The organism is Brevibacillus brevis (assembly GCF_031583145.1).
Classification (GTDB): Bacteria; Bacillota; Bacilli; order Brevibacillales; family Brevibacillaceae; genus Brevibacillus; species Brevibacillus brevis_E.
The window spans coordinates 6,065,836-6,079,233 of the sequence record NZ_CP134050.1 but is presented as its reverse complement, the minus strand read 5'-3'; the positions used below and the strand labels follow the sequence as shown (position 1 = coordinate 6,079,233).

Annotated in this window: 8 protein-coding genes; 6 read left to right on the top strand and 2 right to left on the bottom strand. The window is 52.1% G+C overall.

From position 1 onward, the window contains the following. Position 1 precedes the first annotated feature (1 nt). The 3 genes from RGB73_RS29755 to RGB73_RS29745 are packed head-to-tail and all read left to right on the top strand — an operon-like array spanning position 2 to position 3,683. Positions 2–1,537, top strand: a complete 1,536-nt coding sequence (locus tag RGB73_RS29755; RefSeq protein ID WP_310767489.1) for a xylose ABC transporter ATP-binding protein — start codon at positions 2–4, stop codon at positions 1,535–1,537. Beyond that, positions 1,491–2,648: a sugar ABC transporter permease gene (locus RGB73_RS29750; RefSeq protein WP_310767486.1), complete on the top strand. Its 1,158-nt coding sequence runs from the start codon at positions 1,491–1,493 to the stop codon at positions 2,646–2,648. Before RGB73_RS29755 ends, RGB73_RS29750 begins: the two co-directional genes overlap by 47 nt. A 42-nt stretch (positions 2,649–2,690) precedes the next feature. Next, positions 2,691–3,683 (top strand): Gfo/Idh/MocA family protein, encoded by a 993-nt coding sequence (locus RGB73_RS29745; RefSeq protein ID WP_310767483.1) that lies wholly within the window; start codon positions 2,691–2,693, stop codon positions 3,681–3,683. Between the two features lie 80 nt (positions 3,684–3,763). Here the strand turns inward: RGB73_RS29745 and RGB73_RS29740 are convergent, their stop codons facing one another. Then, positions 3,764–4,759 (bottom strand): aldose 1-epimerase, encoded by a 996-nt coding sequence (locus RGB73_RS29740; RefSeq protein WP_310767481.1) that lies wholly within the window; start codon positions 4,757–4,759, stop codon positions 3,764–3,766. A gap of 291 nt (positions 4,760–5,050) precedes the next feature. Between RGB73_RS29740 and xylA the strand changes: the two genes are divergently transcribed. The 3 genes from xylA (at position 5,051) to RGB73_RS29725 (ending at position 9,901) form a co-directional block, all read left to right on the top strand. Then, a complete protein-coding gene (gene xylA, locus RGB73_RS29735) occupies positions 5,051–6,367 on the top strand; it encodes a xylose isomerase (protein WP_310767478.1) in 1,317 nt (438 codons plus the stop codon). A gap of 36 nt (positions 6,368–6,403) precedes the next feature. Then, positions 6,404–7,900, top strand: a complete 1,497-nt coding sequence (xylB, locus tag RGB73_RS29730; RefSeq protein ID WP_310767475.1) for a xylulokinase — start codon at positions 6,404–6,406, stop codon at positions 7,898–7,900. 618 nt (positions 7,901–8,518) lie between these two features. Beyond that, positions 8,519–9,901, top strand: a complete 1,383-nt coding sequence (locus RGB73_RS29725) for an amino acid permease (protein WP_310767473.1) — start codon at positions 8,519–8,521, stop codon at positions 9,899–9,901. Between the two features lie 325 nt (positions 9,902–10,226). On the opposite strand, the gene RGB73_RS29720 is transcribed toward RGB73_RS29725, so the two are convergent. Then, the gene (locus RGB73_RS29720; protein ID WP_396136155.1) at positions 10,227–13,355 is read right to left on the bottom strand and encodes a hybrid sensor histidine kinase/response regulator; all 3,129 of its coding nucleotides are present in this window, start codon (positions 13,353–13,355) and stop codon (positions 10,227–10,229) included. Positions 13,356–13,398 lie beyond the last annotated feature (43 nt).

The window sequence follows — 13,398 nt, the reverse complement described above, 5'->3', positions numbered from 1 at the left end:
CATGTATGCGTTAGAGATGAAACATATTGTCAAGGAGTTTCCTGGTGTACGTGCGCTCGATGATGTAACGTTCTCGGTGAAAAAGGGAGAAATCCATGCATTGTGCGGTGAAAATGGAGCAGGAAAGTCTACTTTGATGAAGGTGCTGAGCGGGGTTTACCCGGATGGCAGTTTTCAGGGAGAAATTATTGTAAACGGGCAAAAGCAAAGCTTCAAGTCGATCAAGGATTCGGAGAAGGCCGGCATCTCCATCATTTATCAGGAGTTGGCGCTGGTCAAAGAGATGACGGTAGGCGAAAACATATTTCTTGGCAATGAACCCAAAAAGTTCGGCACCATTGACTGGGATAGGCTTTATATCGAAGCCGACAAGTGGCTGAAGTCGGTAGGGTTAGACATCCATGCAGAAACCAAAGTAGGAAGCTTGGGTATTGGACAGCAACAGCTTGTGGAAATTGTGAAGGCATTGTCAAAGAACAGCGATATCATTATTTTGGATGAACCGACAGCGGCATTGACCGAAGCCGAAGTTGGATTGCTGATGAATATATTACAGGAACTGCGAAAAAAAGGGGTAACCTGCATCTACATCTCGCACAAATTGAATGAGGTGCTTGCCCTCGCCGATTCCGTAACCGTACTGCGAGACGGCAAAACAGTCGACACGAAACCGATCGCGGAGTTCTCCGAGGAGAAAATCATTTCGCTGATGGTAGGAAGGACGCTGACGGAGCTTTTTCCGTACGACCCCGATAAGAAAATAGGCGAAACAATCCTGGAGGTCAAAAACTTCTCCGTCTACAATTCGCAGAACAAAGAGGTCGTACGCGATGTCTCTTTTTCTCTGAAAAAGGGAGAAATACTGGGTGTCGCGGGCCTGATGGGGGCGGGCAGGACAGAGCTGTTTACCAGCATTTTTGGCGGGTATGAAGGGAAAAGAACAGGGGAAATCCGGATAGAAGGATATCCGGTATCGATCAAAAATCCGCGCGATGCGATTGAACGCGGCCTTGCATACGTCTCGGAAGACCGGAAAAAATACGGGCTTGTTCTGGATATGAGCGTCCAGAAAAACACGACGCTTGTCGCGCTGAACAAGCTGATCCGAAACTTTGTGATTGATGAAGCGGCAGAAATCAGCATAACGAATCAATACATCGAGAAGTTGAAGGTGAAAACTCCCGGAGCCGAAGCCAGAGTGAACAATCTGAGCGGGGGAAACCAGCAAAAAGTGGTCCTCAGCAAATGGCTTCTGAACGATCCCAAGGTGCTGATCCTAGACGAGCCGACCCGCGGCATTGATGTAGGGGCAAAATACGAAATCTATAAACTGATCAATGAATTGGTCCGGCAAGGGATGGCTGTAGTCATGATTTCTTCTGAACTTCCTGAAGTGCTCGGCATGTCGGATCGCATTCTGATCATGTCGGAAGGGAAAATGGTCGGAGAACTATCGCATGACGAAGCAACTCAAGAGAAGGTCATGACATATGCAACCGGGGGTGGCGCAAGTGAAGGATCAGAAGCTTTCCTTTAAGTTTGACATACGCGCGTATACGCTGATCATCGCCCTGATTTTCATCGCAATCTTGTTTACCTTTTTAACAGACGGAGATTTTTTAACCTCGCGAAATTTGTCCAATCTTTTTCGGCAAATGTCTGTTATCTCCATTCTGGCGATCGGAATGACGTTGGTGATTGTCGCCGCGCAAATTGATTTGTCTGTTGGCTCCATTGTTGGTCTGACCGGAGGAATCGCGGCGATTCTTCAGGTATGGTTCGGATGGGGTACGCTGCCAGCCGTACTGGTCGCCATACTGGCCGGAGCCGTGATCGGGCTGATGCAAGGGTGGCTGGTGGCGTATAAGGCGGTACCGGCATTTATCGTCACTCTTGGCGGCATGATGGTGTGGCGCGGCGTGCTGTTGGGGATGAGTCATGGAGAAACCGTAGCGCCTTTGCAGGACAGCTTTGTCAGCATTGGTCAAAGCTATCTTCCTTACGTGTGGGGGTATATACTCGCGGCTTTAGTGTGTGTGGCCATTTTTTTCTCTACCGTACGCAGACGGCGTAAACGCGAGAAGCTGCAGCTTCCTTTAAACAGTGCTGCTGCGGATTACGGTGTTGCTCTCGCCTGCATGGTGATTGGAATGGGATTTGCGTATATGATGAACCGTTATTACGGCATTCCCATCCCGATGTTGATCGTGCTCGTGCTTGCGCTGGTGTTTGTATTCATTACTACCAAAACGGGATTTGGCCGTTATATATACGCGATTGGCGGCAACGTCGAAGCAGCGAAGTTTTCCGGCATCCACATCAAGAATCACATGCTTGCGGTTTTCGTCATGATGGGGGCGCTGGCTGGTGTCGCAGGTGTTGTGCTGACGGGGCGGCTAAATGCAGCCACAGTTGGGGCAGGCCAGAGCTTCGAACTGGACGCGATCGCGGCATGCGTAATCGGCGGAACGAGTCTATCCGGAGGAACCGGTACCATCCTTGGCTCGGTGATCGGCGCGCTGGTCATGGTCAGTCTTGACAACGGCATGAGCATGATGAACGTAGAGCCGTTCTGGCAGTATATCGTTAAAGGCTCCATCCTGGTCTTTGCCGTTTGGCTGGACATTGCCACCAAGAACAAAAGATAGGCGACGCAAAAAGGAAATTTGCACGGAAAGGACGGATGGGTCATGCGAAAAGTGAACTGGGGGATCATGAGCGCGGCTAGAATTGCGGTAGACCAGCTGATCCCAGCGATGCAGAGGGAAGGGCACAGTGAAATCAAGGCGATTGCCAGCAAAAGCGAAAAGGGACGGAAAGTAGCCGAGCAATTCGGCATTCCTGCTGTCTACGACGATTATGAAGAACTGCTGCGCGATCCGGAGGTGGAGGCGGTGTACATCCCGCTTCCGAACGGACTGCATAAAGAGTGGTCCATAAAGGCAGCACAGCATTCCAAGCATGTTTTGTGCGAAAAACCGTCAGGGCTGACCAGCGAGGAAACGCGGGAAATTCTCCAAGTGTTTCAAAAGTACAATGTGGTTTTTATGGAAGGCTTCATGTACCGCCACCATCCGCAGCATGAGCGGGTGAAACAAATCATCGAATCCGGCGAAATCGGGGAAGTCAAGCTGTTTCGCGCCGCATTGAACTTCTTTTTGGAGGATACCGAGGGAGATATTCGGATGAACCGGGAGCTGGGCGGAGGAAGTCTGTATGATGTCGGTTGCTATTGCATTCATTCTGCCCGCATGATTCTTGGCGACGAACCGATATCGGTCTATGCCACCGGGAAAGTCGACAAACGCCATCAGGTTGATACGATGGTGACTGCGCTGTTGGAGATGAAAAAAGGCGTTCGAGTCATGTTTGACTGCAGCTTTGAAACGGTTTTCCGCAATGAATACGAAGTCGTGGGCACAAAGGGAACGATTCGCGTGCCGCGTGCGTATCGTCCCGACTTGCAAGGCGGGGAAGGGCTTGTCATCGTCACGCTGGAAGACGGCCCAACACGGGAAGAGAAAATTGCAGCCGACCAGTATGCGCTCGAAGTGGCGGAGATGAACGAAATGATCGTGCACGGCAAAACGGCAGGCTACACAGCAGAGCAAATGATCGGCAACATGCGGGTAATCGACGCCTGCTACCAGTCCTTGCGCTCGGGAGCGACCGTCGCCTTGTAATTTTGCGCAGGGTATGGCCGCAAAACATGCCCACCAAAATGGAGAAGTTCCCCAAGCGGCTTGGAGAACTTCTCTTGCGGTTATTCTACTTGTTCTGTGTAGAGGCGGCTGGTTTCTTCCCAGGTTTCGCCTGGCTCCAGCAGGACGATGCCCGTTTCTTCGAATGAATGCGGCAGATTAGGAGCATTCACTGCGTTTGTTTGCGGCTCCGGACAGAAAAATCCACTGGCAGCATCCTTGTTCCAAATCATCCAATGCCGGTACTTTACTCCGACGTCGTAGATGAGCCGGACTTGTTCACGAACATCCGTCAAAACAACAAAATTTTTGCCGTCTTTTGGGGCAGCCGTGTAATGGTGATCCATGACAGTGAAGTAGGGGGATATCCCGCCTTCTTTCATCCGCTGTTCGTTTGCTGTCAGCGGCAGCATTTTTCCAGTGGGGAGCATCCGATTATCCAGTTCCCACCGTTCGCCGATCGTGATTTCCATCTTCATGTCGTCCCTGGTACTCCCTGGCGAGAAGGGAGCGTTTAGGGCTGTATGAAACCCGAGCAGACAAGGCATGGGCGAATTGCCCTTGTTTGTCACCTTCACTGCCTGCTGCAAGCCTTTCGCAGAGAGGGAATAGCGGACCGACAGGATGAACTCGTGGGGGAAACTGAGATAGGCGGGGTGAGCTTTGGAGACTTGCTGCTCAATCACGACGAAGCTTTCTGACTCGTCTTGACCCGTTTCCGTGACTTCCCACTTGCAATCGTAAAAGAATCCATGAAGATGGTTGCCTGCTGCCGGTTCGTTGACGGGCAGGCGGTAGGTCCGGCCCAAGAGGGTGAACTCTCCGTTTGCGTAGCGATTTGGGGGGAAAAGGACGGGAATCCCGTGTGTGAAGGGAGCGGCCTTGAATATTTCCATTTCTTCTTGTTTCGGTTCCCGGAGAAAATGATAACCATGTTCCGTATCGACAAAGGAAATGACATTCCCGCCCAGATCCGGAAGCAAAGTGGCTCGATACTTCCCGAAGGAAAAAGCAATAGCCCTTTCCCCGAAAAAGTGGTCATCCATAACAGATCCCATGCAAATCCACCTCGTTGTTTTACGTATGGAACAATCGGCAAATCAAGAGCAAGGCTACCTGGTTCGCCTGATTCAGGATGGTCACTGTAAGTGTAGAACGGATTTTGAAAATTTGCAATTAGTTTGTTTATCGAATCGACAAACAAATCATGTGGTGATATGATAAACACAAAAAGAATCCAGAGATATTAAGGGAGGTAATAATAACTACCTGGTAAGGACTAGGGTGAAACAGGAAACAGATATGGATAGTTAGTTTATTGAATATACAAACATGCTCGGGAGGTACACATGGCTTATTTTAAAGAGATCAGCACTATCGCTTACGAAGGCAAGCACTCGACCAATCCGTTGGCATTCAAATACTATAACCCGGAAGAGGTAGTAGCCGGAAAGACAATGGAAGAACATCTGCGATTCGCGATTTCATACTGGCATACATTTACGGGAGAAGGTACGGATCCTTTCGGGGGCAAGACGGCGATCCGTTCATGGGATCACTTCTCCGGTCTTGATTTGGCTAAGGCACGTGTGGAGGCATCGTTTGAGTTTTACGAAAAAGTAAACGCTCCCTTTTTCTGCTTCCATGACCGCGACATTGCACCAGAGGGAGAAACCCTGCGGGAGACCAACAAAAACCTGGACGTCATCGTGGCGATGATCAAGGATTACATGAAAACGAGCAAAACCAAGCTGCTCTGGAATACGGCGAACATGTTTAACAACGCACGCTTTACCCATGGCGCGGGAACAGCCTGCAATGCCGCTGTTTATGCGTATGCGGGAGCACAGCTGAAAAAAAGTCTGGAAATCGGTAAAGAGCTTGGCGCGCAAAATTACGTGTTCTGGGGCGGCCGCGAAGGCTACGAGACCTTGCTCAACACAGACATGGAGCTTGAACTGGACAATCTCGCAAAGCTGTATCATATGGCGATTGCCTATGCGAAGGAAATCGGCTTCGACGCCCAGTTCCTGATCGAGCCGAAGCCGAAAGAGCCAACGAAGCATCAGTATGATTTCGATGTAGCTACTGTTTTGGCATTCCTGCAAAAATACGGACTGAAGGACCACTTCAAGCTCAATCTGGAAGCCAACCATGCGACGCTCGCGGGCCATACCTTTGAGCATGAGCTTCGCGTTGCGAGGATCAACGGAGTGCTGGGGTCGCTGGACGCCAACCAGGGCGATCTGCTGCTTGGGTGGGACACAGACGAGTTCCCTCAGGATTTGTACGCGACAACTTTGACGATGTACGAAGTGTTAAAGAATGGCGGTCTGGGGAAAGGCGGGGTGAATTTCGACGCCAAAGTACGCCGCGGCTCTTTTGAACCGGATGACTTGTTCTACGCACACATCGCCGGGATGGACAGCTATGCAAAAGGTCTGAAGGTGGCCGCGAAACTGATCGAGGACCGCGCGTTTGACCAAGTGATTGAGCATCGTTATCGCAGCTTCAAAGAAGGAATAGGCAAAGAGATTGTGGAGGGCAGAGCCACGCTCCATACGCTTGAACAATATGCGCTGGAAAACACCCCCCCAAAAAACGAGTCGGGCAGACTCGAACTGCTGCGATCCGTATTGAACCAATACATCCTCGGGGACTTGTAAAAATCAGGTATCCTCGTATTGTGGAGGAGGGCGACGATGAAATACGTGATCGGCTTGGATTTGGGCACGAGCAGCGTAAAAGCGCTGCTGGTGGATCAGGAAGGGAACGTCTGCGGGGAAAGTTCCAGGCGGTATCCACTGATGCAGGTGAAATCAGGGTACAGCGAACAAAACCCGGAGGAATGGGTCGAGCAGTCCATTGAAGCGCTTCAGGATTTGCTGCAGCAGGCTGGCATCGCTGGCAATGACGTGGAAGGAATCAGTTTTTCAGGGCAAATGCATGGACTCGTTCTGTTGGACGAACGCAATCAGGTGATCCGGAATGCGATCCTATGGAATGATACCCGCACCTCAAAGCAGTGCCGGGAGATCGAGCAAGTCATGGGTGGCAGACTGCTGCAAGTCGCAAGGAATCCTGCGCTGGAAGGTTTCACGCTGCCCAAGCTGCTGTGGGTGAAGGAGAATGAGCCCGAGCTGTTCAAGCGGGCAACTGTCTTTCTGCTGCCGAAAGATTATTTGCGCTACCGTTTGACAGGACATATCGCGATCGATTACTCGGACGCTGCAGGTACCCTTCTGCTGGACATCCTGGGCAAGGAGTGGAGCGAAGAGATCCTCCAGGCATTCGATATCCCGAAGAGTCTATGCCCGCCCCTTGCAGAGTCCGGTCAAATGGTGGGAGTCCTTCTTCCGGAAATCGCTGCGCGCTGCGGGCTATCCCCTTCCGTAAAGGTGTTTGCGGGCGGTGCGGACAACGCATGCGGAGCCATCGGGGCAGGAATTCTCTCCCAAGGCGAGACCTTGTGCAGCATCGGGACCTCGGGAGTGATTTTGTCCTGCGAGGAAGACAATCGGGAAGACTTTGGCGGACAATTGCACTTTTTTAACCACAGCAAAAAGGACGCTTTTTACGCGATGGGCGTGACATTATCTGCCGGACAAAGCCTAACGTGGTTCAAAGAAACCTTCGCGCCGCAGGTTTCCTTTGAAGAGCTGCTGCAGGACATGGAGAATGTGCCGGTTGGCTCCGGCGGTCTGCTGTTTACTCCTTATCTATCCGGAGAGCGGACTCCTCATGTCGACGCTGCAATCCGCGGAAGCTTCGTCGGCATGGACGGGGCACATCGGCGTGAACATTTCACCAGAGCTGTCGTGGAAGGAATCACGTTTTCCTTGCGAGAGTCAATTGAGATCCTGCGTACGGCTGGAAAGCAAATTACTTCCATCGTATCGATCGGCGGCGGTGCTAAAAACGAGACATGGCTGCAGATTCAGGCAGATGTGTTTCAAGCGGAGGTCATCAGGCTGGAGAGCGAGCAGGGGCCGGCGATGGGAGCGGCCATGCTTGCTGCGGTAGGCTGTGGGTGGTATTCATCCTTGGAAGCATGTGCCCAGAAATATATCCGGAAAACCAAGTCGTTTTTTCCGCGTTCTGATCGGGCTGGAATATATGACGAGCTGTATAGCCTATACCGTTGCGTCTATCCCCATACCCGTGAACTGAACAGCGCATTGGCAAAATTCAGAAGGTAAACGGCCTTGCAAAATCAAAAGGCAAAAAAGGGGATTGCAGCTGCTGTGCGAGTTTAGGGATGGATTAACAACCGAAACATGTCGTTTATATTCCGTTTAAACGTGTCTGCCATGATAGCGGTATGGCTTTCCTGCAAATTCACGGAATTCCGTCGGACTGCGGGAAGAATGTGAATCAGAGCGTGATTGTTCGGGAGGTCATGTTTTGTGCAAAGAAAAAGGCCATTCTAAAAAGGATGGCCTTTAACATGCCCATAGACAGAGTCGAGAGCTATACCACAAGAAAGACGTTTATCAATCAATTATTTTTTCTTCCCTCTATTAACCCCAATTATATGATTTTCCCGCCTGTTTTCCTCACAAATACAATTGTGATAAACAGAAAAACATATTACAATAATCAAGTAATTCAGTAGAAGGGCAGTCAGAAGAGAGGATGAATAATCTTCCTGACCGTTACAAAAACTGATTGAAGTGGTGGAAAAATGATGCAGCGGAATTTTATCTATCAACGAAATGAACGTGTGCTCATCATTCCGCGAGAAAGTGTAAAAGAAAAAGTGTTCTAGCAGCCTTCCGAAAAACCAGCTAGCAACAGCAGAGAGGAAGAGAACCGCAGTGGAAAGCAAAGAATTGAAGAGAGGCCTGGAAGCGCGTCACATTCAGATGATTGCTTTGGGCGGGACGATCGGTGTCGGGTTGTTCATGGGGTCGGCAAGCACGATTAAATGGACAGGTCCTTCGGTCATGCTTGCGTATGCAATTGCAGGAATTTTTATATTCTTCATCATGCGGGCCATGGGAGAAATGCTGTACCTCGAACCAAGCACGGGTTCATTCGCGACTTTTGGACACAAATACATCCATCCTTTGGCGGGATACATTACGGCCTGGAGCAACTGGTTCCAGTGGGTGGTCGTCGGGATGTCCGAAATCATCGCTGTCGGGACGTACATGAAGTACTGGTTTCCGGATTTGCCGGCGTGGATACCGGGCATTATCGCGATGATCATCCTCGGCGTCGCGAACCTGATTTCCGTAAAATCGTTCGGGGAATTCGAATTTTGGTTTGCCATGATCAAGATCGTCACGATCGTATTGATGATTGTCGCAGGGCTTGGGTTGATTTTCTTCGGGTTTGGCAACGGCGGAAGCCCGATCGGGATCTCCAACCTGTGGAAAAATGGAGGCTTCTTTACCGGAGGCTGGTCAGGATTTTTCTTTGCGTTGTCGTTGGTCATCGGGGCCTACCAAGGCGTCGAGCTGATCGGGATTACGGCAGGGGAAGCCAAAGAACCTCGGAAAACGCTGACGAACGCGATTCAGAGCATCATTTGGCGTATCCTCATCTTCTACATTGGAGCCATTTTTGTAATTGTAACCGTTTACCCGTGGGATCAGCTGCATGCGATCGGCAGTCCGTTTGTGGCCACCTTTGCGAAAGTGGGGATCACGGCGGCAGCGGGGATCATCAACTTTGTCATCATTACCGCCGCCATGTCCGGCTGCAACAGCGGTATCTACAGCGCGGGACGCATGCTGTACACCTTGGGCGTCAACGGACAAGCGCCGAAAGCATTTACGAAGCTGTCCCACAACGGCGTGCCGCTTCTGGGTACGATCGGCGTGCTGGTGGGCTTGGGCGTCGGTGTGATCCTGAGCTACATCGCGCCGGAAAATCTGTTTGTGTACGTATACAGTGCGAGCGTACTGCCGGGCATGGTGCCGTGGTTCGTCATTCTGATCAGCCAAATCAAGTTCCGCCAAGCGAAGGCTGCCGAGATGGGCAAGCATCCGTTTAAAATGCCGCTTGCGCCATTGACCAACTACTTGACCATCGCGTTTTTGCTGGTCGTGCTGATCGGAATGTGGTTCAATGACGAGACGCGCGTCTCCCTGATCGCGGGGATTGTGTTCTTGATCCTCGTTGTCATTAGCTTCTACGCTTTTGGAATCGGCAAGCGCACTCGTCTCGCAGATGAGGATACGCACGAAGCCTAACCGCAAACAAGCTTAACGGGAATTTCATTCGAAGGGACATGGGACGACCATGTCCCTCTTTTTTATGGCAAATCGCCTTCATAGAAATGAGGGAGAAGAGAGCACAACGGTACCTCATCTCTGTATGAGAATGTGTTGCCAGTGGGAGGGGAGCGGAGAAGTGCTGATATGCTCAAACGTTTTCAATCTGCCTTTAGCAGGTATTCTGCCCATCGCTCTCTTTTTTGAGGGCGACCTCGCACATAACACGAAAGCAGTCCCGGACTTGATTCGATCCTAGGGACTGCTTTCGCTTTGGTTCAAGATAATAATCGCCGATACCAGCCTATTCTTGGCTATCCGGAACAACAAACGATACTGTCGTTCCTTCCCCAGGCTTGCTGCTGATGGACAATCCTTGCCCGTACAATTGAATCAACCGGCGATTCGTATTGGGGATTCCGATGCCGTTTTTGTCATTCATCGTCGGGCTGAGCAATTGGGCAATCGTTTCCTGGTCCATGCCCTTGCCATTGTCCATTACTTCCACCAGCACGGAGCCTTCCTGCCGGGAAATCCGGATGGTGAGGGTGCCGCCTTTTAAACGGCTAAGCAGGCCATGCCTCACCGCATTTTCCGCCAGCGGCTGAATGGTCAGAGGCGGGAGGAGCATGTCGATGTCGGGGTCGACCTCCCAGATGAAGGACAGCCTGTCGCCGAAGCGTTCTTTTTCGATGAACAGATAGGCTTCGACGAGCTTGAGCTCGTGGGAAAGGTCGACCATTTCGCCGGTATTGAGAAAATCAAAGCTGATCCGCAAATACGAGGCAAAGGCGTCGCCAAGACCGCGCATTCTCTCTGTGTCAATCTCGCTTAGAGCCAGAATGGAGTTCAGCGTATTGAACAGAAAGTGAGGGTGGATCTGTGCCTGAAGGTAAGCGGCCTCCATGCGCAAGCGCTCGTTGATGGACTGCTTGAGCGTGATGAGCGCTCGGATCCGGTACTTGAGCTCCAGGGCGTCCACGGGCTTGGTCACGTAATCGTTCGCACCCGCAAGAAAGCCGGTGTAGATATCGGCGGGCTGGCTGCGTGCGGTCAGCAGCAACACGGGAAGCTCTGACACGGAATAGTGCTCCCTTACTTTTTCTGTAAGCTCATACCCGGACATTTGCGGCATCATGACATCGGCAACCAGCAAATCCCACTGTTTGGTGCCGAGCAATTCCAAAGCTTCGCCTGCGGAATGGGCCGTCGTGACGGAATACGGCTCCGTCGAGAGGATGCCGACAAGCACGCTCAGATTGACGGGATCGTCATCGACCGCCAGGATATTCACCTGTCCGCCGTGCAAGAGCGGGGGGGTCAGAGAAGAAGCCGCGGCTGCTTCACCCGTGGGGCTGTTCGACGTGAGCAGTCTGGCGTACGCCGAATCGAGCCGGTCCGACATCTCTTGCAGATAAAGCGGATTGGGTGATGCAGGGAGATCGGACGTATCAGCCAATGGCAGATCAAAGCTGAAGACCGAGCCTTTGCCTTCTTCGGAACGGACGGTCAACGCACCGCCGTGGAGCTCGACCAGCTGCTTGCAGATGCTGAGGCCGAGTCCGATGCCTCTTCCATCGGTAATCCCGTGAGATCCTTGCTCGTATGGGAGAAAAATCCGCGCTTGCGTGTCCTCATCCATACCTACGCCCGTATCCGAGACATGGATGAATACCCTTTTGTCGTGGAGCACGGCGGACACGCAAACGGTCCCTGCTTCCGTATACTTGAGTGCATTGTGCAAGAGATTGTACAAAATTTGCAAAAGCCGTTTCTCATCCGCCATAACGGGCGGCAGCGACTCGGCGATGTCCGATTGCAGCTGGATCGGCCTGCCCTCCGTCATAAAGCCCAGCATCCCGATGACACCGGGGACAAGCGTCTGAATCTTGATCGGCTTCTGTTGGAGGACGATACGATGTTCCTGGAGCCGCGCCACATCGAGCAGATCGACGAGCATATGCGACATGCGCCGGCTGATGGTCAGGAGCAGCTCCATGTCTTTGACGCTGCGCTCATCCATGTTTCCCTGTTCCTTGGCCAACACGGTGTGGGCGATATTCATGATCCCGTGCAGCGGCGTCCTCAGCTCGTGCGACGTATTGGCGAGAAACTGGTCCTTCAGCTTGTCCGCCCGCTTGAGCTGCTCGTTCAGCTCGATGTTTTCCTTGGTTTTTCGCATAAACTTTTTAAACCAGTACGTGGAAAACCCGAGGATCGCTGCGATGATGTCCACAGGATTGTAGACGACTGTCGTCTCGTGATGCGCGTTCCACAGACTCCAGAGAACGTTGGACACGATGCCTGCGGCTGACAGGATCAGGAAGACGGCGTCGGCGTCGGCTTGCTTTCCGAAGATCATGGTTCCGACCACGTAGACGAACCAGGCGAAGGAAAAAAGGTAGAAGACAGGAAAGATCCCCCATGCTACCGTCGCATTCACGAGTGAAGCGGTCCCAGCCAAAAGGAAGATGGAGTATGCGACGAGTGCGGCAGAGTACACGCGCAAGCCCAGGCTCTTTTGCGAGGCCGCAGAAAACCTCCGAAAGACGAGAAGGAGGAGATAGGATTGCCAGAGCAAGGCCAGCAGCCTGACTTTCAAGGCCCAGGTGTTGTCGAGCGGCAGCCAAAGCACGAGGATGTTGTCGTGACCGGCAATGATCGAGACACCTACCGCCAGTGTGAGCAGGCCGACATGGAGCAGCGTCTTTTCTCCCCGATTGAACAGATAGAGAATAAACGCATACAGGCCGTGAAGCACCAACGTCATAAAGATCACAAGCTGAAACCCGATCGAGTACCAGCGTACGTGATCGATTGCGGCCTGGGAGCCGAAGACAATGGAATGCAATATCCCCCCGTTGTATCGGTCATCGAAATTGGAGACCCGAATCAGCAATTCGATTTCCGTCGCTCCCTGGTCATCGTAGGTAGCGGTGTACGAGACATTTCTGGGCGTGTACGCTTCAGCGTTTTCTGCAGGAGTCCCAATCGTGCCCTCTTCCACCCCGTTTAATTCCACTCGGGAAGCGGCCTGGATTCCCCGCAGCCAAAAGCCGACCGGCTGCTTGAGCGGATCGACAAGGATACGGAGCCGGTATGTTCCGTACCCATAGGAAGAATCCGTGCCTTTTGGGAAGGCGGCACTCCAATCGCCCGGGACCTGGACCATTCGGACTTGGTTTCTCAGCTGCGGTACGTCTGGATGGGAGACGAATCTTCCCGGGTAGAATTGCCACTCGCCGTCCAGAAGCACCGTGGACGTATTGTCCAGGTCAAAGCCGCGCATGTCGAGCACCCCTTGGACAGCAGGCGGGTGATCCGACACGGAAAACATTTCCGCCCACGCCCATCGCAGGCTGAGAAGAACGGTAAGAAACAAGACAATGGTAGCGATGTATTTGGTAGTGGTTGTATTTCGTATTCGCATCATGCCTAGGAGTTCGACAATCGCAGCGTATCTACCTTTATCAGAT